The sequence below is a fragment of the Tamlana sp. s12 genome (assembly GCF_016767215.1).
GTDB classification, from domain to species: domain Bacteria; phylum Bacteroidota; class Bacteroidia; order Flavobacteriales; family Flavobacteriaceae; genus Pseudotamlana; species Pseudotamlana agarivorans.
In genome coordinates, this window is sequence record NZ_CP068547.1 from 1994281 (window position 1) to 2020080 (window position 25800).

A 25800-nucleotide genomic window follows, 5' to 3' on the forward strand; every position below is an offset into this window, starting at 1 on the left:
GATCGAAATCCCGCTTTGGCGGGATTTTCTGTATTTATAGAAATACTTTTCTTACATTTGAGCTGTTAATTTTTAATTATGCTTAAAAAAGTATTTGCGAGCGCCGTGTTTGGCGTTGAGGCTTCAACCATTACTGTTGAAGTGAATGTTGATGGTGGTATCGGTTATCATTTGGTAGGACTACCCGACAACGCCATTAAAGAAAGTAATTTCCGTATTGCTGCGGCGCTTCAAAATAATGGTTATAAAATCCCCGGAAAAAAAATAACCATAAATATGGCACCTGCCGATTTGCGGAAAGAGGGTAGCGCTTACGATTTAACTTTAGCCATAGGTATTTTAAGCGCTTCAAATCAAATTAAAGCCGAAAACTTAGAGCAGTATTTGATTATGGGGGAATTGTCTTTAGATGGCAGTATTCACCCTATAAAAGGTGCACTTCCTATTGCGGTTAAGGCTCGTGAAGAAGGTTTTAAAGGGTTTATTTTACCTAGTTCTAATGCTAAGGAGGCTGCTATAGTTGATAATTTAGAGGTTTATGGCGTAGATAATATCAAACAAGTTATCAATTTCTTTGATGAAGGCGAACCGCTAGAACAAACCATTATTAATACCCGTGAAGAGTTCAATAAAAGGTTAGAGTTTCCAGAATTCGATTTTAGTGATGTAAAGGGTCAAGAAAGTATCAAGCGTTGCATGGAAATTGCGGCTGCAGGAGGTCACAACATCATTTTAATCGGCCCTCCGGGTGCGGGAAAAACCATGTTGGCTAAACGTTTGCCAAGCATATTGCCTCCAATGACGCTTCATGAAGCTTTGGAAACTACTAAAATTCATTCGGTGGTTGGTCGGGTGAAAGACACAGGGTTAATGGCGCAACGGCCCTTTAGGAGCCCACATCACACGATATCAAACGTCGCCTTGGTCGGCGGCGGAAGTTACCCACAACCTGGAGAGATTTCATTATCGCATAACGGGGTCTTATTTCTAGATGAACTCCCAGAATTTAAACGTGAAGTTTTAGAAGTGATGCGTCAACCGTTGGAAGATCGAGAGGTTACCATTTCACGAGCAAAATTTACGGTAACTTATCCGTCTTCATTTATGTTGGTAGCCAGTATGAACCCAAGTCCTGGAGGTTATTTTAACGATCCCAATGCACCTGTCACTTCGAGTCCTGCCGAAATGCAAAGGTATTTAAGTAAGGTTTCAGGACCTTTATTAGATCGTATTGATATTCATATCGAAGTAACCCCAGTACCTTTTGAAAAGCTATCTGATGAACGCAAAAGTGAAACGTCTGTAGAGATTAGAAAACGAGTAACAGAGGCTCGAGTGATTCAAACTCAGCGTTTTTCAGAATCTGAAACTGTGCATTATAATGCCCAAATGAATAGCAAACAAATTAGGAAATACTGTGGGTTAGACGGGGCTTCAAAGGAATTACTAAAAACGGCCATGGACCGATTAAATCTTTCAGCAAGAGCCTACGATCGTATTTTAAAAGTATCCAGAACTATTGCCGACTTAGAAGGTTCAGATAGTATTAATGGTACTCATATTAGTGAGGCTATTCAATATAGAAGTTTAGATCGCGAAGGTTGGCTGGGCTAATAAAAAAGCGACTGCCTAACAGTGAATATAACTTCAGCTGTTAGGCAGTCGCTTTAGTTATGGGTTTGTGAGATAAACCCATTTTGCCTTCCTAAGTGTATTGTATTATCAAAAAAAATAACTGGTCTTACTCAGCTTCTTCTTCCTCTACATCTTCCCCTGCAGATTTTGCATAGGTAGTTGTGATTTTTAGAGTCATCTCCTCGTCGTTAACATCGGTAAAAACTACAGTGTTTTCTACAGTAAACTCTGTGTTTTCTTCATTAAGTTCAAGAGCTGTACGCGATTCTACACAATTAGAAAGGATAGTTAACATATTTTCGTCACTTAATTTCCAAGTGCCTTCAACTTTTTGTTGGTCATCACAATCTGCTGCATTTAAACCTACTTCGAATATGTAAGCTCTATCCGATTGGAAATCATGAACAGCGTCTTGTTGACATTCATCATATTGAGCGAAAATATCTGTGCTTGGGTTGTCGGTATCATCATCAGTTAAATCAATTTCTTCATCTGCAACAATGCTTTTTAGAATCCATTCACCAGCAAATGCTGTTTCATGTTCTGTTAAATCTCCTGTTATTTCTTCTTGACATACCATATCATTATCGTCGTTGTTATCGCAACTAAAAATTAAGCCACTTATTAAACATAGAGATACGATACTTTTTACTGCTAAAATTGATTTTTTCATGATTTTGGGTTTTTAATTTGTTTGATTAAGAGATGTGAGATTTTATGATTAGTTGCGTGAAAAAATCAAAAAAAACGAATAAAAAATGTAACTATTTTAGCTTTAGAGTATTAAAAGTGTAAATTTTTTAGAGTAATTCATTGAAAACCTATATTATTTCTTTAATAATATGTTTTAATTTAATAGTTTCGGCTTTTAAACTTTTTTACGCTTATGAAATATTTATATACTTTACTGGCTATGGCTATATTTTTGGGATGCCAATCCTCAAAAAAGAAAGAGGAAGTGATCGCTACAACCACGCTACCAGAAGTTGCTATTGCAGAAGTTCCAAAATTAGACCTTTCTCATGCAAATAAATTGGCTGAGTTGCCTTTACACTGTATTAATATTGAATATCCTAACCGATTGTCTCAAACCCTTGGGGCTGATAAGGATTTAAAAGCGCCTCATGTTTTGCATCCCGCATTTTATGGTTGTTTTGATTGGCATTCGGCAGTTCATGGTCATTGGAGTTTGGTAAGTTTATTAAAAAACTTTCCTGATCTAGAAGACGCCGATCAAATTAAGCAGCGTTTGCTAAACAACATATCTAAGGAAAATATAAAAGCTGAAGTGGCTTACTTTCATGGAAAGCATAATAAAAGTTACGAGCGTACTTATGGTTGGGCTTGGTTGTTAAAATTAGCTGAAACATTACATACTTGGGATGATGAGACGGCAAGAACCCTAGAAGCTAACTTACAGCCCTTAACCGATTTGATAGCTGATAAATATATCGAGTTTTTACCAAAATTAAACTATCCTTTACGTGTAGGAACGCATCCTAATACAGCATTTGGATTATCTTTTGCATACGATTATGCCGAAGCAGTAAACCACGAAGTGCTTAAATCAGCCATCGCCGAACGTGCTAAATCGTTTTATATGAATGATGAAAATTGTCCGATGAGCTGGGAGCCTAGCGGAAGTGATTTTTTATCACCATGTCTTGAAGAAGCAGCGTTAATGAAACGTTTACTGTCTAAAGATGAATTTTTAGTGTGGATAGATAAATTTCTGCCAGAACTTAAAAATAAAAACTACAATTTAGAACCCGGAAAAGTGTCTGATAGAACCGATGGTCATTTGGTACATCTAGATGGGGTGAATTTTTCGAGAGCATGGAATTTTTATAAAATTGCTGAAGACTTACCAGAGTTTAATCATCTTAAAAATATAGCCAACCAAAGCATCAATTATTCTTTACCTAGTATTTTTGAAGATAGTTATGAGGGCGGACATTGGTTAGGAAGTTTTGCTATTTATTCCCTAAACGCTGTTTCTAACAATTAAACCAATAAAATAGTTAACACCCAAACATCCATTTGAAAAACTGGTTTAAAAATATTGGCCCAGGTCCTTTGGTAGCAGCTGCGTTTATTGGCCCTGGTACCGTGACTGTATGCACATTAGCTGGTGTAGGATTTGGTTTTTCCTTATTGTGGGCTATGGTTTTGTCTATTTTGGCAACTATTGTTTTACAGGAAATGTCGGCTAGATTAGGTATTATTTCTCAAAAAGGGTTGTCGGAAATTATTCGCGATGAAATAAAACATCCTGTAATAAAAGTATTGGCTTTACTTTTAATACTCTCGGCCATCGTTATTGGGAATGCCGCCTACGAAGCCGGAAATATAAGTGGTGGCGTTTTGGGTTTAGAGGCTATTATCGGTAAAAAAAGTTTGGCTATAGGAGGTTTCTCTTTAAATGGTTTAAGTGTTTTAATTGGAGTCATTGCTTTTTCGTTATTGTACATGGGCAATTATAAAATTCTTGAACGGGTTTTAGTGGCTTTGGTAACTTTAATGAGTTTGGCTTTTCTGCTTACAGCCGTTATTACAAAACCAAATCTAGGCGAAGTTTTTAAAGGTGCCTTCATTCCAAATATTTCAAAAGAAAATTTACTCACGGTTATCGCTTTAATAGGAACTACGGTGGTGCCCTATAACTTATTTTTGCACGCCTCATTGGTTAAGGAGAAGTGGCAAAAACCTACCGATTTAAAATATGCCAGAAAGGATACCATTGTAGCTGTAGTTTTAGGCGGAATGGTATCTATGTGTATCATGATTTCGGCAGCATCCATTCAAGCGACTGAGGTACACAGTGCTGTAGATTTAGCAAAAGGTTTAGAGCCTTTGTTTGGGTGTTTTGCTAAATACTTTTTAGCCATAGGCTTGTTTGCCGCTGGAATTACAAGTGCCATTACGGCCCCATTAGCCGCTGCCTTTGTGATGAGTGGTTGTTTGGGCTGGAAAAGCGATATGCGCACCATAAAATTTAAAAGTGTATGGGGGAGCATTATTATTTTAGGGGTTCTGTTTTCTTCGTTAGGCATAAAATCCATTGAGATTATAAAATTTGCTCAGGTTACTAATGGTGTTTTATTACCTATAATTGCAGGGTTTTTAATTTGGGTAATGAATAAATCTGCCGTATTAGGCGAACATAAAAACAGTTTTAAACAAAATGTATTAGGTGCTATTGTTTTAATTATTAGTATCTTGTTGTCTGTTGCTACCTTAAATAAGGTGTTCGATTTAAATATTTTTTAATCATGCAAACCCGTATAGATCTTAATGCCGATGTTGGCGAAGGCCTTGGCAACGAAGCCGAGCTCATGCCTTTCATTTCCTCTTGTAACATTGCTTGTGGTGGTCATGCTGGTGATATTGAAACCATGACTATAGTGTCTCGATTAGCAAAAAAACACGGTGTTAAAATAGGGGCACACCCCAGTTTTCCTGATAAAGATCATTTTGGAAGAAAAGCTATAGACATGCCTAGTGTAGCCCTGTACACCTCTATTAAAAATCAAATAAAAGATTTAATTCGAATTTTAGAGGCCGAACATCTGCACCTTCATCATGTGAAGCCTCATGGCGCTTTGTATAATTTAGCTGCTGTAGATGAAAAAATTGCTCAAGTGATCATTGAAGTTATGAAATGTTTGATGTTACGAGTACATTTGTATGTGCCTTATAATTCGGTAATCGCTAAATTGGCTATTGAAAACCGAATTCCAATTATGTACGAGGCCTTTGCAGATCGTAATTATAATGCCGATTTAACATTGGTTTCTAGAAGCGATTCAAAGGCTTTGATAAGTGATTCTGATACCATGGTTGATCATGTTTTTAATATGATTTCCACTGAAAAAGTAAAAACCATTACTGGCGATTTTCAATCTATTAAAGCGGATACTTTTTGTGTGCATGGCGATAACCCTGAAGCCTATCATTTAATTTCTAACCTAACAAAGCAGTTAAACGCTAAAGGCATTCAAATTATTTAAAAATGAGTTTTAAGCTTTCGTACAAACCCTTTGGTGAACAAGGGATTTTGGTGGAATGGCCAAATCAAATTTCAGAGTCTATTCTGGAAGATGTGTTAGGTTTTAAATCAAAAATTGGAATTGCTGATGATACCGATATTGCTGAGGTGCGAACAGCTTATCAATCCTTGTTGATACTATTTTATACACCCGTTAATTTTCAGAAAAAAATAGAAGTTTTAAAGAACATTTATACTTCAGCTGAAAACGAAGAACAAAGAACGTCACAGCTTTGGCGAATTCCTGTTTGTTATGAAGATTGTTTTGCTTTAGATTTAGAGCACCTATCAGAAGTAAAAAACATAACGAAATCAGAAATCATTAAACGCCACACGCAAGTCATTTATACCGTTTATTTTATTGGGTTTTTACCCGGATTTTTATATTTGGGCGGTTTGGACGATACCCTAAGTATGCCAAGAAAATCGACGCCTAGATTGGCAATAGAAAAAGGTGCTGTTGCCATTGGCGGAAACCAAACAGGTGTGTATCCATCCGAAAGTCCTGGAGGTTGGAATATCATTGGGAAATCTCCCATTCCTTTTTTTGATAAAAAGTTAAATCCCCCTTGTTTTGCATCACCCGGTGATCGTATTCAGTTTTATGCTGTGAATTTAAAAGAGTTTAATGATATAAAAGTATTGGTTGATGCTGGCGTGTATCAAATAGAAAGTGAGGTGACCATTGATTAAGGTTTTAAATAGCGGATTGTATTCTAGTATTCAAGATCTGGGTCGTTATGGGTTTCAGAAATATGGAGTGCCGTATTCTGGAGCTATGGATAAACAAGCTATGCTATTCGCTAATACGATTCTCGTAAATGCCGAAGACTCTGCAGTTTTGGAAATGACCATGCTTGGTGCTAAACTAGAATTTCAATGCGACACCTTTATTTGTATTTCGGGAGCCGATATGCGTGCTAAATTAAATGGTACGCGTATTCCTAATTATAAAATGATAGCGGTAAAAGCTGCCGATGTATTAAGTTTTTCATCAGCAATTGGCGGAATAAGAACGTATTTGGCGGTTAAAGGCGGCTTTAAAACCGATGTGGTTATGCGTAGCCGAAGTATGTATCAGGGCGTTACTCATAGCCATGTGATTCAAGACGACGATTTGCTGGCTATTGAACCTCAATCAGATCAAAGTTATCCTAAAAATGCACGTTTAAAAATAAGTAAAGATGATTTTCTTCAAAGTCAACTAGGCGTTTTCAAAGGGCCAGAATTTGATTTATTGTCTGAAGCACAACAGAAACTACTAATAGGAAAACCATTTACTATATCTAAAAATAATAACCGAATGGCCTACCAGTTGGAGGAACCTATAGTAAACACTTTAGAGCCCATAATAACAGGGCCTGTTTTACCGGGTACGGTGCAATTAACACCTTCTGGCAATTTAATTATTTTAATGAGAGACTGCCAAACTACAGGCGGCTATCCTAGAGTGTTACAGTTGAATCAAGAAAGTCTTAATTGCCTTGCACAAAAATATGCTAGTCAAATTATAGTCTTTGCTTTATAGTAAGGACGTGTTTTGGGATTACCATGTGGGAATTGCGTAGCACTTCATGCTACATGGTATAGGACTGCTGTCTAAAAACACGCTTAATCTCTGCCACTTAAATATCATCTTTTTGTCAACTTTCCTTTGGTTTTATTAGTCCTGTAATAAAAAAGTTACAATTTAAAATTTAACAATTTTTTAAAGTAAGATTAACAATTTAGTTATTCTTAGTTCGGGTAATAAGCTATTCCCTAACCATGAATGTATTAAAGGAACTGTCGTGATGGGAAAAATGTCTTCAATTTATTGTTATATCTAGATTTTTTCGAGTTGATTTTTAGATTTCTTTAAAATTCATTGTGATTTTAACATAATAATAACATATATTAGCATCGCCAAATTGGTGCACCAATTTAAAAAACCAGATTGGTTTACCATAACTAAGTATTTATTAACAAAAAAAATTAACAAATGAATTTAAAAACTAAACTAGCTTTAATGTTAATGATGATATTTAATATATCATTGTTTGCGCAGGACGGATACCAGGTGTCCGGTACTGTAACAGATGAGAACAACACACCCATTCCTGGTATCAATGTTATCATTGCTAAAACAACAACAGGAACAGCAACAGATTTTGATGGAGGGTTTCAATTAGAGGTGAAGCCAGGGGATGTACTTCAATTTTCTTATATTGGATATGTTTCGCAAAGTGTTAAAATTACAGGTCAAAAAACCATTAGTGTTGTAATGGCTGAAGACACTAGTCAACTTGATGAAGTTGTAGTTGTAGGATATGGTGCTCGTAAAAAGAGTGATATTACAGGAGCGGTTTCTTCTGTAAAATCTGAAGAATTAACAGCGTTTCCTGTATTAGATGCTTCACAAGCCTTACAAGGTCGTGCAGCAGGTGTTGATGTACAAACTAACAATGGTGGTGAGCCAGGTGCGCCTATCAGTATTAAAATTAGAGGTAACACTTCTATTAATGCTAGTAGTAATCCACTTATCGTTGTAGATGGATTCGTAGGGGCTAACATGCCTCAAGCTGGAGACATCGCTTCAATGGAAGTATTAAAAGATGCTTCTGCAACAGCAATTTACGGTTCACAAGGTGCGAATGGTGTAATCATGATTACCACTAAAAAAGGTAAGAGTGGTAGACTAAGTGTAGAATTAAACTCTACGTATTCTGTACAAAATACATCTAACCGTTTAGATTTATTAAATGCTGATGATTTTGCTGATTACCAAAATCAAATTAGAGTAAATCAAGGTAACACTAACGCATATGTACAAGATGCTTATGATACTGATTGGCAAGATATGATTTACAGAACAGGTGGAACTGCTAACCACCAGTTGTCTTTTTCAGGTGGTACAGATAAAGCACAATTTTATGCTTCAGGTACTTATTATAACCAAGATGGTATTTTAGTAAATTCAGGTTACGAAAGAATTACTTTCTTAACTAATGTAGATGCTCAAGTTACTGATAAATTAAAGTTAGGTGTAAACTTAACAGGTGGTATTAGCCAAAAAACTGGTGTAACTACACAATCTAACGGTTCGGTAACTGTAGGAGGTGATGACGTTGTTACATTAGCAATGCGTTTTGCTCCAGACAAAGGTGTGTATAACAGCGATGGTTCTTTTTCAACCAATGATAAAATTGGTGATGAAGTAGATAACCCATATGCGGTTGCAACTCAAAGAGATGACGATACTGAAATTGAAACTTTTAGAGCAAACATTTTTGCTGAGTATGAAATTATTGAAGGTTTAACTTTCAAAACTACATTTGGTATGAGCTCTAGAAATCAATTTAGAGGGATCTATATGCCAAGAACTTTAACTGTAACTGCTGGTAATGGATTAGACGGTAGAGCAATTATTGACCAAACTAAGAGCACCTCTGTTTTAAGTGAAAACTACTTAACTTACAACAAAGAAATTGGAAAAGGAACGTTAACATTATTAGGAGGTTACTCTTATCAAAATAATCAAAATAACGCTACCTATAATGAAGGAACTGGTACGCTTTCTGATTCTTTCTCATATTACGGTTTATACTCTGCTAGAAACTTAATCCAACCAACTGTTGGTGATATTTACAAGAATGAAAGAGAAATTCAATCGGTATTTGGTAGAATTAACTACGATTTAAACGATAAATATTTATTTACAGCTACAGTAAGACGTGATGGTGCTTCAAACTTTGCTAAAAATGAAAAATATGCAACATTCCCTTCAGGAGCTATTGGATGGAAAATCTCTAACGAAAACTTCTTAAAGGATAGTAATACTATTTCTAACTTGAAATTTAGAGCGAGTTATGGTGCTACAGGAAATCCTTCAATTTCACCTTACCAATCTTTAGCACTTTCTGAAATTTTATATGCATCAAGTGGTGGAAGTACAGTTTCTGCAATTACGCCTTTCCAACCTGCTAACCCAGACTTAAAATGGGAAACGTCTATCCAATCAAACTTTGGTCTTGATTTAGGTTTATTTAATAACAGAGTAAGTCTTTCTGTTGATTACTATAACATCGACACTAAAGATCTTATTATGGCTGATAGTGGTATGCCTCAATACTTAGGTTTTGGAAATGACCAAATCTTAAAGAATGTTGGAGAAATTAACAACACAGGGGTAGAGGTATTCTTAACAACAAGAAATATTGTTAAAGATAACTTCAGCTGGACATCTGATTTTGTATTCTCTAAAAACAAAAACACAGTAACAAGATTAAATAAAGGTCTTGATATTTTTGGTAACGGTGCGCCAAGTTATTTCAGTGTAAACAACACTTACATTTTACGTGAAGGTGAGGAAGTTGGTCTTTTCTGGGGTTATGAATATGCTGGTGTTTACCAGGGTGGAACTTTACCAGATGGTACTGTTGCTATTGCTGGTGCTCAAGCTGGTGATCCTTTATTCGTAGATCACGATGGTAGTGGTGATTTCTCGACTGGTGATAGAGATATCATTGGTAATCCAAACCCAGATTTCACTTGGGGTTTCACAAACAACCTTTCACTTAAAAACTGGGACTTAAACGTATTCTTCCAAGGATCTCAAGGAGGTGAAATCTTTAACATGACTCAAGTACAACTTAATAATGGTGATTCTAACACGACTTATGATTATTATAACAACGCTTGGTCATCTACAAACACAGGTTCTAACGAACCACGAGTTGGAAATAACAGTTCTAGAGAAATGTCATCTCGTTTTGTAGAGGATGGTAGTTATGTTAGATTGAAAAACTTATCACTTGGGTATAACTTCCCAACTAAAGTTTTAGATAACATTGGTGTAGAAAGATTAAGATTATCTGTAAGTGGTCAAAACTTATTAACGTTTACTAACTACTCAGGGTTAGATCCAGAAGTAAGTTATTTTGGTGCACAAGGTGGTGCTAACGGTAACAACTTAGCAAGTAACACGACTAGAGGTTTCGATTTTGGATCTTATCCAACCGTGAGATCGTTTACTTTCGGTCTTAACTTAACATTTTAAGAATAAAAAAAATAGACAACATGAAAAAAAATAAATATATATTAATATTGTTATTGTTGGTAGTAGGTCTACCAATGGTAGGATGCTCTGATTTAGAAGAAGAGCCAGTAGGATTGTTATCTCCGGATGGGTTCTTTTCAACGACTCAAGATATTCAAACAGCTGTTAATGGTGCGTTAACACATGCGATTAATGAGGAGATTTGGGGAAGAAAACTTTCTATCTCCTTATTGTTACGCTCAGATATGGTTAATTTACAATCTGCGCAACAGCACAGGGTAGAGATGGATATGCACTCTATTACTGGCGATAATGAAATGGTTTACGATCCATGGTATAGAATCTATAAAGGAATCGCGGCAGCTAATAATGCGATTGCTGGAGCAGAAGCTGTTAATGATCCTGCTGATATTAAGAACCCAGTAGTAGCTCAGGCTTATTTTGCACGTGCATTTTACTATTTCCACTTAGTGCGTTTATTTGGATCTGTTCCTTATATTGATGCGCCTATCGAAGATGTGGAAGTTGCTAGTACAATTTCTTGTTCTTCAGTGTCGGATATTTATTCTCATATTATATCTGATTTAGAATATGCTGAACAATGGTTGCCTGTAAGTCACAGTGTTCCTCAAGGTGCAGCTGCTATTCCTACAAAAGGTGCTGCTAGTTCTTACTTAGCTTTAGTGTATTTAACAAGAGCAACTACAGATTTAGCTGGTGGTAGTTCAGCAGATTTTACTACAGCTTACAACTATGCTAAAAAAGTAATCAACAGTGGTGTATATTCATTAGATGATAATTTCCAAACGTTATTTAATGCAAATGATATCGATACTTCTCCAGAGCCTATTTTCGCATTAGATTATAACAATGTAGAAGCTGATGATAATGCTTACGATCAAACTGCGCCAATGACAGGTATTAGAAGTGATGACGACGATCAAGGTTGGTCGGTTGCTGTACCAGTAATGGCTGTTTATGATTCTTTTGATCCTCAAGATTATAGAACTCGTGTGAGTTTCCAAACAGAAGTTACTATTGGAGGTACTACAGTTGATTATACTCAGTTTGATATTAGTGGTCATGAGCATGCGGGTAACATGCCGTATATTGCAAAATACACGCGTTTCCCAGGACCTTACGCTCGTGGTAATAAAAGAGCAACTAGTCATAACTATTCTATGATTCGTTATGCTGAAGTATTATTAATCGCAGCTGAATGTGCTGTTGAAACTGGAGATAATGCTGCTGCTTTAATGTACATTAATGAAGTTAGAGCAAGAGCTCGTAAAGGTGGTGCTTCTACTAATGGTGGATATGTTGCAGAAACAGTTCCTGCCAGTGCCGTACCTGCAGATTTATCTGGAACAGTAACAGTTGCTGATGTTATCGAAGAGCGTCGTATTGAACTTGCTTTTGAAGGTAAAAGATGGTATGATATCAAAAGAAGAAAATTAGGTGATGTTGTTTTTGGACCTACTGGTTTAGAAGGTGCTAAACCTGATTGGAATTCTTCAGTAGATTATGATACCCCAATTCCACAAGATGAAATTCAAAGAAATTCAAACTTAAAGAATGCTGATTTCTAAGTTTTAGTTTTTATAATATCTCTTTGTAAAAAAGACCGATCTAACATCTAGATCGGTCTTTTTTTATACCCTTATTTTAAATCAAACATTTTGGTTTATGCAAGTTCTAAAGCAATGTCAATCATATCTTTAAAAGTCGTTTCACGTTCTGCACTTGTGGTGCGCTCGCCAGTTACTAAGGAATCAGAAATAGTTAATATAGATAGGGCATTGACACGGTGCTTTGCAGCAACCGTATATAGTCCCGCAGTTTCCATTTCTACACAAAGTACTCCGAATTTGGACCATTTCTTATAAGATTTAAAATCGTCGGCATAAAATTCATCAGAACTAAAAATATTCCCTGCTTTTACTGGGATGTTCTGCGCTTCAGCAGCTTTTAATGCTTTCTTAAATAAGTCGAAATTTGCGGTTGGCGCATAATCAGCACCGTTAAAACGTATTTCGTTTAAGCCTGAATTCGATGAGGCAGCCATGGCTAAAACAATATCTCTAATTTTCACATTTTCCTGATAGGAGCCAGCACTACCTACTCGAATTAAATTTTTTACATCATATTCCGTAATAAGTTCGTGTGCATAAATAGAAATAGAGGGGATGCCCATGCCAGTTCCCATAACAGAAATGCGTTTTCCTTTAAAGGTTCCTGTATAGCCAAACATGTTTCTTACTTTGTTAAAACAAACGGGGTTTTCTAGAAAAGTTTCTGCAATCCATTTGGCGCGTAAAGGGTCGCCAGGTAGTAATATGGTTTCTGCGATGTCTCCTTTTTCGGCTTCAATATGAACACTCATACATGTATTTTTTAATAATTAGAATTTGAAGTGGTACCGTTTACAATGGCAATTCCTGATGAAGTACCTAATCGTTTTACACCTAGATTGATATAGTGTAAGGCGGATTCGGCAGCTCGAATGCCTCCTGAAGCCTTGATTTTAGTATTCGTAGTACAGGCACTTTTCATAATTTTAATATCATTGGTGCTTGCACCACGTGTACCAAAACCTGTAGATGTTTTTATAAAGTCGGCTCCTGCTTTAATAGCAATCTCACTAGCTTTTAAAATTTCAGAATCATCTAAATAACAAGTTTCTAAAATGACTTTTAAAATTTTGTTGGGCATGATGCTTTTAATGGCTGCAATATCCTGCTCTACGGCTTGATAGTCTTTGCTTTTTAATAAGCCGATATGGATAACCATATCAATTTCATCGGCACCATCTTTTAAAGCGTTCTGTGTTTCGGCAACTTTCGCTTCTGTACTCATGGCGCCTAAAGGGAAACCTACCACCGAACAAACTTTAACCTTCGACTTTTCTAAAGTTTTTTTGGCAAGTGAAACAAAACTGCTGTTTACACAAACCGAGAAAAAATGATATTGTTTGGCTTCTTCACAAAGCGTTATAATGTCATTTTTTGTAGCCGTTGCTTTTAATAGGGTGTGATCAATGTATGGACTAAATGGATTCATGCGTTAATTTTTTATAACGGTGTATGCTACGTAAGGGTATTAGGTAGCCGTACCAGTTATAAAGGTATTAACATTTTTCTATTTAACCTTGTTTTACTGTTAAATAGAATGTACCTGTTTAGTAGATTTATGCTAAAATTTGCTGTGAGTTGTGGTAGATTCCTTTAAGGATTCGGAATTCGTAGACTCAGACTTTTTAGCAGCAGATTCTAAGTATTGTTTGTAGATTTTACTATTTCTTTGTTGCCGACTGTTATTGTTTAAGCCTTTAAATGCGGGAGTTACCCCAAGACGATCAGCACCAACTTCAAGAAATTTAACAGCTGAATCAAAATCAAGAATGTCACCTGAAGCTTTAATTTGAGCCGCATCTTTAATAGTTTTTTTAATGATTTTTATGGCTGTAAGTGTGGCTCCACTTTTTGTAAACCCCGTAGATGTTTCTATAAAATCGGCTTTAGCATCGATGCAAATTTCACTAATTCTAACAATCTCATTTTTGTTTAATTCAGAAATCTCTATTATGACTTTAAGTGGAATATTACCAATAGCCATTTTTACGTCGCTAATATCTTTTAATACCGAAACATAATTTTTACTCTTCACATAACCTAAGTTTACAACCATGCCTATTTCTTCAGCACCATCTAAAATGGCTTGTTTTGCCTCGTAGATTTTAGATTTAGTCGTAGCACAACCCATCGGAAAACCAACAACAGTAGTTACTTTAATTTCTGTATCCTGTAGAAATTGTTTCGCCAATGATACGTACGAACCGTTTACACAAATGCTAAAACAATTGTTTTCTCTTGCTTTATTGCATAAGTCGATAATTTCACGTTCTGTACTTGTCGATTCTAGGAGGGTGTAATCCAGGTAAGGTGAAATGTTCATGAAGCTGATAATTAGGTTTTTACTGTGAGTTTTTCATTAAAACATTAAAGTTTTAGTAGAAAAAGTCCATTTAGAGAGTTAATTATTAAAGCTAATCTAGAAATAAAAGGGGGGTTACACTTAAAATACTTAGTTTTTTAGATTAACGGTAGGGGATTTATGTAAATTGTAGAAAAGAAGCTTTAAAATTTTATTTTTCAACTTTTTTTTACTAAATAATTATTAAATTATTTACAAAACGTTAAAAGCAACGAGAATATTGTAATTGTTCTCGTTGCTTTTCTGTGGGTAACTAATTGGTGTTAAAGGGTTTGAGAGGTCTTTTAACTCTAAAAAATCGTTTTACCTTAAACTTCTTCATGTATTAAATCGCCTTGATTTCTAAAAACCAATTGCTCATCAAAGGCATCTAGTAGAATAATACTATCTGTAGTTACTTTTCCTGCTAGAATTTCTTTACTTAACGCATTTAAAACTTCTTTTTGAATCACGCGTTTTACAGGTCTAGCACCATATTCAGGGTTGTATCCTTTGTCTGCTAAATATTTGATGGCTTCAGCTGTTGCATCAAATGTTATACCTTGTGCTGCAATCATTTTAGTGATGCTTTTTAATTGTAAACCTACAATTTCAACGATGTTTTCTTTGCTTAATGGTGTAAACATAATGGTATCGTCAATACGGTTTAGAAACTCTGGTCTTACCGTTTGTTTCAGTAAAGCCAGTACATCAACCTTAGCACCTTCAATAGCGGTTTGAATGTCTTTGACAGCCTCAAATCGTTCTTGAATAATCTGACTTCCCATGTTTGAAGTCATTATAATAATGGTGTTTTTAAAATCTGCAATGCGTCCCTTATTATCTGTTAAATGGCCTTCATCTAATACTTGTAAAAGAATATTGAAGGTATCTGGATGCGCTTTTTCAATTTCATCCAAAAGTACCACAGAATAAGGTTTACGTCTAACGGCTTCGGTTAACTGTCCGCCTTCATCATAACCTACATATCCTGGAGGTGCACCAACTAAACGGCTTACAGCATGACGTTCTTGATATTCACTCATATCAATTCTGGTCATCGCGTTTTCATCATCAAATAAATATTCCGCTAACGCTTTGGCTAATTCAGTTTTACCAACTCCCGTGGTTCCTAGAAATAGGAAGGTACCAATAGGTTTTTGCGGATTTTGTAAACCAGCACGACTTCTTCTCACGGCATCACTAACGGCTTCAATAGCTTCTTCTTGACCTACCACACGCTTGTGTAATTCTTGTTCAAGTTTGAGAAGCTTTTCGCGTTCGCTTTGTAGCATTTTAGTCACGGGTATGCCAGTCCATTTAGCAACCACTTCAGCAATATCATCATAAGTTACTTCCTCCTTAATTAAAGAGTTCTCGGCGTGCTCTTGTAATTTTTGCTGATAGGTTTCAAGCTGCTCTTGGGCTTCTTTTATCTTACCGTAACGCAATTCGGCTACTTTTCCGTAATCGCCTTCACGCTCGGCTTTTTCAGCTTCAAGCTTAAAGTTTTCAATATTTTGTTTTGTGTTTTGGATGTTATCTACAACTTCCTTTTCACTTTTCCACTTGGCATTAATTTCATTTCTAGATTCCTTAAGATTGGCTAAATCGGCACGAAGTGATTTAAGCTTAGTTTCATCTTTTTCACGCTTTATGGCTTCAATTTCAATCTCCAACTGCATGATTTTTCGATCTAACACATCTAATTCTTCAGGTTTAGAGTTGATTTCCATACGTAGTTTCGATGCCGCTTCATCCATTAAATCAATGGCTTTATCTGGAAGAAAACGATTGGTGATATATCTTGAAGATAATTCAACTGCGCCAATAATAGCCTCGTCTTTTATACGAACCTTATGGTGTGTTTCATATTTTTCTTTAATACCTCTTAATATAGAAATAGCACTTTCGGTGTCTGGCTCGTCCACCATCACTTTTTGAAAACGACGCTCTAAAGCCTTATCTTTTTCAAAGTATTTTTGGTACTCATCCAAGGTAGTCGCACCAATAGCACGCAGTTCGCCACGGGCTAGGGCAGGCTTTAAAATATTTGCCGCATCCATAGCGCCTTGTCCGCCACCGGCACCCACAAGGGTGTGTATTTCGTCAATAAATAAAACGATATCACCTTCACTAGTTGTTACCTCTTTAATTACGGCTTTTAGTCGTTCTTCAAATTCACCTTTATATTTAGCTCCAGCAATTAATGCCCCCATGTCTAAGGCGAAAATTTGCTTGTCTTTAAGGTTTTCTGGGATGTCGCCATCAATAATTCTATGCGCTAATCCTTCGGCAATGGCTGTTTTTCCTGTTCCAGGTTCACCTACTAGAATAGGATTGTTTTTAGTTCTTCGCGATAAAATTTGAAGAATACGTCTAATTTCCTCATCACGACCAATAACAGGGTCTAATTTGCCGTCTTTGGCTAACTGATTTAAGTTTTTAGCATATTTGTTTAACGAATTATAGGTGTCTTCCTGACTTTGAGAGGTGACATTTTCACCCTGACGTAATTCGTTAATGGCTGCCGTGAGACCTTTTTCGGTAACCCCTTGGTCCTTTAGCATTTGTGCAATTTTACTGTTCGATTTTAAAACAGCTAGAATTAAATGTTCTATAGAAACATAATCATCCTTCATTTTTTTAGCAATGATAGCTGCTTCATTTAAGGTTTTTCCAGCTTCACGAGACAACATGAGTTCGCCGCCTGATACTTTTGAAAAACTTTCAATTTGTTTGTCTAAAGCTTGTTCAAGAATGGAAACATTTACATTTAATTTTTTTAATAGAAACGGAAGTACGTTTTCATCGACTTCAGAAATACCTTTAAATAGGTGTTCATTTTCAATTTGTTGATGCCCGTAGCCTTGCGCAATTTGTTGCGCTTGCTGAATGGCTTCTTGCGATTTTATGGTATAATTATTCAAGTTCATAATATATTTTTTTATTTCTTTAACTTCCGTGAAAACGGAGATCTTAATTATTTTACATTTACAAGCACATAAAGTCAATAATCTTACCAATAGGATTTGTCTGACAAAATGTCTGTTATTACTTGTTTTTTGCTGACTTATTGTCTTTTGTAAGGTTGTAAATAGATGCCGACTTACTGTAAAATTAAAAATAATATTTCAATTTTCGCTTTCGCGGAATACTATAAATCTGTTGATTATGAGTTTATTAAATAAATTATTTGGTTCGTCTGAAGCAAAAGAGAAAAAGGAAGAAAAGGTATTACCATGGATTCCTTTAACCGAAGTGTCGCAATTAGAAACCATTAAAGAAAAATCGAATACAAAAACACAAGCTATTTTTAAGCACTCTACAACATGTGGTATTAGTAGGATGGTTATGAAGCAATTTGTAGCTGCGTATAATGTAGCGGAAAGTGATTTGGATTTGTATTATTTAGATTTATTGAATTACCGAGAGGTTTCAAATGAAACAGGTTATAAGTTTCAAGTGAGACACGAATCACCTCAATTATTAATCATAAAAAATGGCGAAGTTGTTAAGCATGATTCACATGGTTCGATTAATGCTATTGATTTGAGTCCGTTTATTTAATAGCGTGAACTTGAGACCAGATTATTTATTTGTTTATGGTACCTTATTAAAAGGTGTTAAAAACGACATGTCTAGATTTTTAGTGGCTCATTCGCAGTTTGTTGGTACGGGCAGTTTTCAAGGGAAGCTTTACCAAGTGTCTTGGTTTCCAGGTGCTGTTGTTAGTTCTAATACTCAAGAAAAAGTCTATGGTTCTGTTTTTAAAATAGATGATTTTGAAAATGTTTTTAAAGTTTTAGATGCCTATGAAGGTATTACTCCCGTTCCAAGCGAATCCGATTTGTTTAAAAGGGAAAGTGTTCAGGCTAGGTTAGATGATGGAACGCCAATTGAAACTTGGGTGTACCTTTATAATCGTTCTGTAAACCATTTAAAATGGATTTCTTCTGGAGATTTTTTGAAGTTTTCTGAGCAGGGGGATAAGCTGTTTTAATATGAAATAGACATAATTTTGTGTTCAGTTTTAGATTTAATATGACACTTTTATGATTTTTATGTAATATTATGTCATAATATGATATTAAATGGGAAACAAATTACGCGAACTAGTTGAAGACAATACCTCTAAAAACGGAAAAATATTTGATTATTTTATTCAGATTTTAATCCTTTTGTCGCTTATTTTATTTGCTGTAGAAACCTTACCAAGTAACTCAAAAAGCACCATTGCATTTATTGAAGGTTTCGAGATATTTTGTGTTCTTGTTTTTACTATAGAATATATATTAAGAATTTATGTGGCTGAGCATAAATTGAAATATATTTTTAGTTTCTATGGGATTATTGATTTTCTCGCTATTTTTCCTTTTTACATTAGTAGAGTATATGATTTACGGGCTTTGCGAGCGTTTCGTTTGTTTAGAATTTTTAGAGCCTTAAAGTTAATTCGTTATAACAAAGCCCTTAACCGATTTCATATAGCGGCCCGAATTGTAAAAGAAGAAGTTATACTCTTTTTAATTGTAACTGGGATTTTTGTGTTCCTAGCTTCTGCAGGTATTTATTATTTTGAAAATGAAGCGCAACCCGAAGTGTTTTCTTCGGTGTTTCATAGTGCTTGGTGGGCTATTGTTACTTTAACAACGGTAGGGTATGGCGATGTTTATCCCATTACAGATGGTGGTAAAATATTCACCTTTTTTATTCTTATTATTGGTGTTGGTATTGTAACGATTCCTGCAGGGTTGGTGGCAAGTGCTTTGTCTAAAGCCAGAGAGATTGAAGATGAGGAAATCCTTGAAAAATCTAAGCATAAATAAAAAAGCCATCATAAAAAAAGGTTATTTAAGCGCCTAACTGAATAGGAAACCTAAATAACCTCGAATTATATTCTAAAGAATGAATCTTTAGTGTGTTACTTTTTCTTTTTATAAACAGGAAGTAGTTTTGTTGAAACTTCGCCAAAACCGATACGTGTACCATCTTTTTCGCAAAATCCACGCATGATTACTGTGTCATTATCATTGATATATTTTCTAGTGCTGCCATCCTTCATTTTTATTGGTTTTTCTCCATTTTTGGTAAGTTCAAGCATCGATCCGAAACTGTCCTCTGTTGGGCCAGAAATCGTTCCACTACCCATGAGGTCACCAGAATTTATCGGGCAGCCGTTTATGGTATGATGGGCTAATTGCTGTACCATATTCCAATACATGTATTTGAAATTGGATTTGCTAACCACTGTTTCTTTAGCGCCTTTTGGTTGGATAGCAACCTCTAAATTAATATCATAACTCTTTTTGCCTTCGTATTTTAGGTATTCTAATTGTGGCTTAATTGGTTTCGGACTCTCAACACGGTATGGTTCTAAAGCATCTAGAGTAACAATCCATGGCGATATCGATGAAGCGAAATTTTTCGCTAAGAAAGGTCCTAATGGAATGTATTCCCATTTTTGAATGTCTCTGGCGCTCCAGTCATTAAACAATACCAATCCGAAAATGTATTCTTCAGCTTCTTTTATGGGGATTGGCTCTCCTAAATCATTAGCATCAGTGGTGATAAAGGCCATTTCTAATTCGAAATCTACCGATTGACTCGGGCCTAAAACAGGTTCTGTAGCGCCTTCCGGTAAGGTTTGTCCTTTTGGTCGGTGTACAGGAATTCCTGAAGGAATAATAGAAGAACTTCTACCGTGATAGCCAATAGGAATATGTAACCAGTTAGGTAATAACGCATGATCATGATCTCTGAACATTAAACCGACATTGGTAGCGTGTTCCATGCTTGAGTAGAAATCGGTGTAATCGCCAATTTGAACTGGCAATTGCATTTCAATTTCATCCAATCTAAATAGAATGGTTTCCTTATGTTTTGTATTGTTTTTTAACGTATCGTTGTCTGCATCAAAAATTTGAGAAATTCGGTTTCTAACGGCACGCCATGTTTTTCTGCCGTCGGCAATAAAATCATTTAATGAATCTTGAAGAAAAATATCATCGGTTAATGGGATGCCTTCAAAATAACCTAATTGATGAAGCGCTCCCAGGTCTATAGCGGTATCACCAATTCGAGTACCTATAGTTATAATGTCGTCTCGTGTTAAGAATACACCAAACGGAATATTTTGAATAGGGAAATCTGAATTTTTATCGACGTGTAACCACGATTTTCTATCTGGATTGTTAGCTGATAGTGGCATAACTTATTTTTTAAGAGTTATTGTATTCTTATCAAACCTACACATTTTTTTTATTTTAAAAGGAAAAATCGAATAAAATATAAGTAAGCTTTAACAGTTAACAAATTGGTTAAAAACTTACAAGTTAATATTCTTTTTTTAATGCTTTTAACTAATCAATTTCCTATTTTTGCGCCATATTTAATCAGAATTTAATTTTATGCAACGCGACGAACAAATTTTTGAACTCATTGAAGCTGAAAAAGAACGCCAATTACATGGTATTGAACTAATTGCATCAGAAAACTTTGTAAGCCCACAAGTTATGGAAGCTGCAGGATCTGTGCTTACTAATAAATACGCCGAGGGTTATCCTGGAAAGCGTTACTATGGTGGCTGTGAGGTTGTTGATGAAGTAGAGCAAATTGCGATTGATAGAGCAAAAGCATTATTTGGAGCTGAGTACGTTAACGTACAACCACACTCCGGAAGCCAGGCTAATACAGCGGTATATCACGCATGTTTAACGCCAGGTGATAAAATTTTAGGTTTTGATTTATCTCATGGTGGACACCTAACTCATGGTTCGCCAGTAAACTTTTCTGGAAAACTTTATAACCCTGTGTTTTACGGTGTAGAACAAGAAACTGGGGTTTTAAACTATGATAAAATTCAAGAAATCGCGACTAAAGAGCAACCAAAATTAATTATTGCTGGAGCTTCTGCTTATTCTCGTGATATCGATTTTAAACGTTTTAGAGTCATTGCCGATAGCGTTGGAGCGATTTTAATGGCTGATATTTCACACCCAGCTGGTCTTATTGCAAAAGGTATTTTAAACGATCCGTTACCTCACTGTCATATTGTAACCACTACTACACACAAGACCTTAAGAGGACCTAGAGGTGGTATGATTATGATGGGGCAAGATTTTGATAACCCATTTGGTATCAAACTTAAAAATGGAAGCTTACGTAAAATGTCTTCTTTATTAGATTCTGCCGTTTTCCCAGGAAACCAAGGTGGTCCATTAGAGCATATTATTGCTGCTAAAGCCATTGCTTTTGGTGAAGCTTTAACTGACGACTTCTTACATTACCAATTACAAGTGAAGCAAAATGCAGCGACTATGGCCGATGCATTGGTTGCTAAAGGTTATAACATTATTTCAAATGGTACCGATAACCACTGTATGTTAATTGATTTACGTAACAAAAACTTATCGGGGAAAGATGCTGAACAAGCTCTTGTAAAAGCTGATATTACTGTGAATAAAAACATGGTGCCTTTTGATGATAAATCACCATTTGTTACTTCTGGAATCCGTTTAGGTGTTGCTGCTGTAACAACGCGAGGATTGAAAGAGGATGATATGTTGGCTATTGTAGAATTACTTGATGAAGTAATCACAAACTTTGAAGATGAAACCGTATTAGAAGCGGTTAAAGTAAAAGTAAACGACATGATGAAAGGGAAGCCTTTGTTCGTGTAATTTAATTTTAATAAATCCTGAAAAATCCTGTTCAATTACTTTGAGCAGGATTTTTTGTTTTATGTAAAGTCCAGTTATTTATAAGTTGAAAATGTTTCTTCTAGCAAATTCATTCGCAGTCATTTTATTGGTCTACAGTTCTGATGAAATTTTTAAGAATTATATCGTTGGATGCCATCGAAATCGTGTGTGCATGTCCTAGATAATTCATGCCTAAATATGTTGCAGTAGATTGAAATGGGAGCCAAAAATGCTCACCAAGGTTTTCGCCATGGGAACTACTTATAACGGCCATGTTTTTACCACGTAGTTTTCTGCCAAGTTCTTTTTCTATGGTTATTAAGTCAGTAAGCCGATCGAAAAATACTTTCAAAATGCCACTCATAGCATACCAATAAACGGGCGTAGCAAAAACGAGCGTGCCGTAGTTTGCAAGGAGTTCTTGAATCAAATTCAGATAATCATCTTCTTTGTTGGCATGGTCGTAGTCGAAGTAACCAATATTATAATCATTAAGATTGATAAGATCCCAATTGGTGTGGTTTACAAGTTGATTTGTTAGCGCATTCGTATGGCCATCGTTTCTAGAGCTTCCTGAAATAATTACAGTTTTCATGGTTTACAGAACAAACGATTTTGATTTTTAATGCTTAACTAGAGTTCTTTTGGAGCGTCATTATTAATTGATACGCTTCATGTTAATCTTCATCAAAAGTAATGTGTTGATAAGCTCCTAAATCTGGAGAAGTAAGTCTACTCACATTTAAAATATCGGTTGGTACTCGTAGCGCATAGCCTATGTCGCCTTGGTCGTTGGCCGCCGATTCATCACCAATAATGAGCTCATTTAAATGCGGATCTTTAAAGTTTGGGTCATTGTTTAAAATGACATTAACGTAGTGGTCGGTATTGGTGAAATCGTAATTCGGTCCATCATAAGTATCGTTATAATCATCAAAACGAATTAGACAGTTTGTAAATTTAAAGTTGAATGCTACTTGATCAGCTTCGACTTCATCTGCTAAAATTTCTATGTTTTCATCGCCGTATATGATGCAATTACTGAAATTAGCTTCGGTTAAATCGGTAACAATCACATTATCGTCTTCATCTATAGTGTAATTATTTAATAGTAAAGAAGGAAATTGCCTGAAGCTGCTATCCCAATAGTTAGCAATGGTGCAATGAATAAAATTATATTTTCCACCAATAACCCCAGCAAAAGAAGAGAGTCCGGAATTATTTATAACCACATTTTCAGCATTAATAGAGCTGTTTCTTCCTAGTATGCCGTAGCTGCTAGAATTATATATTTTACTGTTTGAAATGCTTAGTTTGTCTGGTCCTCCTAAAGGATTTCCATCACTAATAATTCCTGCAGTCGCATTCTTTATAGTGGCGTAGTTTATAATGTTATTAACGCTTCCCTCGAAAAGCCAAATGGCACTCCATTGTCCCGGAATGTCAGAAAATCCTGGTTCTAAACGATCACTTTCAAAAATAACTTCGTTTTCCAATATGTCTTGATCACTACTAAATTCACCATTTACATGAATAGAAGCGCTGTTGAGTACTAAAATCCCTGAATTTTCATGAAAGTGAATGCGCGATCCGGCCTCAATGGTTAAAGTTTCTTGTTCAGGAACCGCGGCAAAGCCATAAATTACATAAGGTTTGTCGTTTGTAAAAGTGAGTTCAGATGGTGAAAGTTCACGACCTTCAATATCGGTTTCAACAGCTTCACCATTAATATTTATGGTTAAAGTTTCTATAACTTTAGTGGTGTCATCTCGATTAGGATATATAAATACAGCGTCCTGAACCAGAGTTACTAACTCGACGGTTTGAAGGTTAGAATCGGTGTCAAATTCAATTTGATCGGTGTATAAAAAAGTGCCGTCTAAACTTGGTAAGGTATTGATATCTATGGTCGTTTCTACAAAGATAAATACACTGTCCTTAGCTTGAATTTCTATATTCTCGAAAGTTTTTCCAGAAATACCATCGACACTTAAACGATAATTTGACGCTTCACCTAAAGCCAAGCGCACGGAAGGAATAGAAATATCCTGATCACTTCTGTTATAAACTTTTAAATTATAGGTGCTCGATCCTATATCGGTGAAAACGGTATCTAAATAAACGGTATCTTTTGAAAATTGAAGATTTCCAGTACTTGGTGAAAATTCAAAATCTTTACGGCAAGAGCTCCAAAGCATTAAAAAAGTTAGGGTAAGAAAAAAATATAAATAGCGTTTCATGAAAGGCTTGAGTTTTTGGATGGCTAAAAATATAACTTTTGAAGCTAGAATTTAGTATTTAATGCTGTAAAATAAACAAACCTGATGGGTGTACATCAGGTTTGTTAAAGCGTTTTTATTTTATCGCGTTTAAATTAAAGTAAATCACGTAGCATTTTTACAGCGGTTTCAGCAGTAATATCACGTTGTGGTGAACCGAACATTTCGTAACCTACCATGAATTTTTTAACGGTAGCACTTCTTAAAAGTGGCGGATAAAAACTCATGTGCCAATGCCAATGCTTGTTTTCATTTCCATCGGTTGGCGCTTGGTGAATTCCGCTAGAGTAGGGGAATGAGGTATTGAATAATTTATCGTATGCTTTAGTAATTACCGAAATGGCTTCAGCATATTGCAGCGCTTGTTCAGCACTCATATCCAATATATTTGCTTGATGTTTTTTAGGAACAATCATAGTTTCAAAAGGCCAAACGGCCCAAAATGGAACTAAAACAACAAATTCATCATTTTCAAAAATGATACGTTCTTGTTTTTCTAATTCTTGTGCTAAATAATCGCCTAATAAACTGCTGTTATTTTTGTTGAAGTAATTAAGTTGCTGGGTGTTTTTTTTGTCAACTTCGTTTGGAAGTGTAGACTGACTCCAGATTTGTCCGTGAGGATGCGGATTACTACATCCCATTACAGCGCCTTTGTTTTCAAAAATCTGTACGTAATTAATGTCTGGGTTTTCAGCAAGGTCTTTAAATTCTTTTTGCCATGTGTAAACAACTTTTTCAATCTCTTTAGGTGTCATATCGGCCAAACTTTTTGAATGGTCTGGACTAAAACATACCACTTTGCAAATGCCTGTTTCACTCTGTGCAACTAAAAGGCCGTCGTTTACAGCAAAAGTTTTGGAATCTTTTTGTAACGCTGCAAAGTCGTTTGTAAATACAAAAGCATCGGTGTAGTTGGGGTTAACTTCGCCATTAATTCGCGTGTTTCCAGCACATAAATAACAGGTTTCATCATAGCTAGGGCGTTTTTCGTTTGAAACCGCTTCATTTTGTCCTTGCCATGGGCGTTTGGCACGATGCGGAGAAACTAAAACCCATTCTCCTGTTAGGATATTGTATCGTTTGTGTGAGTAGTCTTGTAAGTTAGTGTTTGTCATTGTTAAA

Annotated in this window: 21 protein-coding genes; 12 read left to right on the forward strand and 9 right to left on the reverse strand. The window is 35.7% G+C overall.

What is annotated here, in order from left to right; genetic code table 11:
- The first annotated feature begins 78 nt into the window (after positions 1-78).
- A complete protein-coding gene (locus JJL45_RS08735; RefSeq protein WP_068602856.1) occupies positions 79-1614 on the forward strand; it encodes a YifB family Mg chelatase-like AAA ATPase in 1536 nt (511 codons plus the stop codon).
- Positions 1615-1741: 127 nt separating this feature from the next.
- Here JJL45_RS08735 and JJL45_RS08740 read toward each other — a convergent pair whose 3' ends face one another.
- A complete protein-coding gene (locus JJL45_RS08740) occupies positions 1742-2308 on the reverse strand; it encodes a DUF5004 domain-containing protein (RefSeq protein ID WP_068602855.1) in 567 nt (188 codons plus the stop codon).
- A 213-nt stretch (positions 2309-2521) separates the two neighbouring features.
- Between JJL45_RS08740 and JJL45_RS08745 the strand changes: the two genes are divergently transcribed.
- From JJL45_RS08745 to JJL45_RS08775, 7 genes are all read left to right on the forward strand, one after another.
- A complete protein-coding gene (locus JJL45_RS08745) occupies positions 2522-3643 on the forward strand; it encodes a DUF2891 domain-containing protein (RefSeq protein ID WP_068602854.1) in 1122 nt (373 codons plus the stop codon).
- A 32-nt stretch (positions 3644-3675) separates the two neighbouring features.
- Entirely contained in the window at positions 3676-4905 is a 1230-nt protein-coding gene (locus JJL45_RS08750; protein WP_068602853.1) for an Nramp family divalent metal transporter, read from the forward strand.
- 2 nt (positions 4906-4907) lie between these two features.
- On the forward strand, positions 4908-5645 hold the full coding sequence (gene pxpA, locus JJL45_RS08755; RefSeq protein ID WP_068602852.1) for a 5-oxoprolinase subunit PxpA: 738 nt from the start codon (positions 4908-4910) through the stop codon (positions 5643-5645).
- A 2-nt stretch (positions 5646-5647) separates the two neighbouring features.
- Complete coding sequence (pxpB, locus tag JJL45_RS08760; RefSeq protein ID WP_068602851.1) at positions 5648-6376, forward strand: 5-oxoprolinase subunit PxpB; 729 nt, start codon at positions 5648-5650, stop codon at positions 6374-6376.
- A complete protein-coding gene (locus JJL45_RS08765) occupies positions 6369-7211 on the forward strand; it encodes a biotin-dependent carboxyltransferase family protein (protein ID WP_068602850.1) in 843 nt (280 codons plus the stop codon). The genes pxpB and JJL45_RS08765 overlap by 8 nt, the downstream gene beginning before the upstream one ends.
- 453 nt (positions 7212-7664) lie before the next feature.
- The gene (locus tag JJL45_RS08770; protein ID WP_068602849.1) at positions 7665-10721 is read left to right on the forward strand and encodes a SusC/RagA family TonB-linked outer membrane protein; all 3057 of its coding nucleotides are present in this window, start codon (positions 7665-7667) and stop codon (positions 10719-10721) included.
- Positions 10722-10741: 20 nt separating this feature from the next.
- Positions 10742-12310 carry a RagB/SusD family nutrient uptake outer membrane protein gene (locus tag JJL45_RS08775; RefSeq protein WP_082935899.1) on the forward strand — a complete coding sequence of 523 codons (1569 nt, stop codon included), beginning with the start codon at positions 10742-10744 and terminating at the stop codon, positions 12308-12310.
- Positions 12311-12405: 95 nt separating this feature from the next.
- Here JJL45_RS08775 and deoD read toward each other — a convergent pair whose 3' ends face one another.
- From deoD to clpB, 4 genes are all read right to left on the reverse strand, one after another.
- Positions 12406-13104: a purine-nucleoside phosphorylase gene (deoD, locus tag JJL45_RS08780; RefSeq protein ID WP_068602848.1), complete on the reverse strand. Its 699-nt coding sequence runs from the start codon at positions 13102-13104 to the stop codon at positions 12406-12408.
- 11 nt (positions 13105-13115) lie between these two features.
- The gene (gene deoC / locus JJL45_RS08785) at positions 13116-13781 is read right to left on the reverse strand and encodes a deoxyribose-phosphate aldolase (RefSeq protein ID WP_068602847.1); all 666 of its coding nucleotides are present in this window, start codon (positions 13779-13781) and stop codon (positions 13116-13118) included.
- A 132-nt stretch (positions 13782-13913) separates the two neighbouring features.
- A complete protein-coding gene (deoC, locus tag JJL45_RS08790) occupies positions 13914-14675 on the reverse strand; it encodes a deoxyribose-phosphate aldolase (protein ID WP_068602846.1) in 762 nt (253 codons plus the stop codon).
- A 347-nt stretch (positions 14676-15022) separates the two neighbouring features.
- The gene (clpB, locus tag JJL45_RS08795; RefSeq protein WP_068602845.1) at positions 15023-17629 is read right to left on the reverse strand and encodes an ATP-dependent chaperone ClpB; all 2607 of its coding nucleotides are present in this window, start codon (positions 17627-17629) and stop codon (positions 15023-15025) included.
- Positions 17630-17867: 238 nt separating this feature from the next.
- Between clpB and ytxJ the strand changes: the two genes are divergently transcribed.
- The 3 genes from ytxJ to JJL45_RS08810 all read left to right on the forward strand — a co-directional run bounded on the left by ytxJ (position 17868) and on the right by JJL45_RS08810 (position 19522).
- Complete coding sequence (gene ytxJ, locus JJL45_RS08800) at positions 17868-18263, forward strand: bacillithiol system redox-active protein YtxJ (RefSeq protein ID WP_068602844.1); 396 nt, start codon at positions 17868-17870, stop codon at positions 18261-18263.
- Positions 18264-18273: 10 nt separating this feature from the next.
- The gene (locus JJL45_RS08805) at positions 18274-18696 is read left to right on the forward strand and encodes a gamma-glutamylcyclotransferase (protein ID WP_082935898.1); all 423 of its coding nucleotides are present in this window, start codon (positions 18274-18276) and stop codon (positions 18694-18696) included.
- A 91-nt stretch (positions 18697-18787) separates the two neighbouring features.
- Positions 18788-19522 carry an ion transporter gene (locus JJL45_RS08810; RefSeq protein WP_068602842.1) on the forward strand — a complete coding sequence of 245 codons (735 nt, stop codon included), beginning with the start codon at positions 18788-18790 and terminating at the stop codon, positions 19520-19522.
- Positions 19523-19617: 95 nt separating this feature from the next.
- Here JJL45_RS08810 and fahA read toward each other — a convergent pair whose 3' ends face one another.
- Positions 19618-20904, reverse strand: coding sequence for a fumarylacetoacetase (fahA, locus tag JJL45_RS08815; RefSeq protein ID WP_068602841.1), 1287 nt, complete (start codon positions 20902-20904; stop codon positions 19618-19620).
- A gap of 199 nt (positions 20905-21103) precedes the next feature.
- Here fahA and glyA point away from each other — a divergent pair, with 199 nt between their 5' ends.
- Entirely contained in the window at positions 21104-22375 is a 1272-nt protein-coding gene (gene glyA / locus JJL45_RS08820; protein ID WP_068602840.1) for a serine hydroxymethyltransferase, read from the forward strand.
- Between the two features lie 124 nt (positions 22376-22499).
- On the opposite strand, the gene JJL45_RS08825 is transcribed toward glyA, so the two are convergent.
- The 3 genes from JJL45_RS08825 to JJL45_RS08835 form a co-directional block, all read right to left on the reverse strand.
- Positions 22500-22991 (reverse strand): flavodoxin family protein, encoded by a 492-nt coding sequence (locus JJL45_RS08825; protein WP_068602839.1) that lies wholly within the window; start codon positions 22989-22991, stop codon positions 22500-22502.
- Between the two features lie 82 nt (positions 22992-23073).
- Entirely contained in the window at positions 23074-24636 is a 1563-nt protein-coding gene (locus JJL45_RS08830) for a hypothetical protein (protein WP_068602838.1), read from the reverse strand.
- Between the two features lie 134 nt (positions 24637-24770).
- On the reverse strand, positions 24771-25793 hold the full coding sequence (locus JJL45_RS08835; RefSeq protein WP_068602837.1) for a UDP-glucose--hexose-1-phosphate uridylyltransferase: 1023 nt from the start codon (positions 25791-25793) through the stop codon (positions 24771-24773).
- Positions 25794-25800 lie beyond the last annotated feature (7 nt).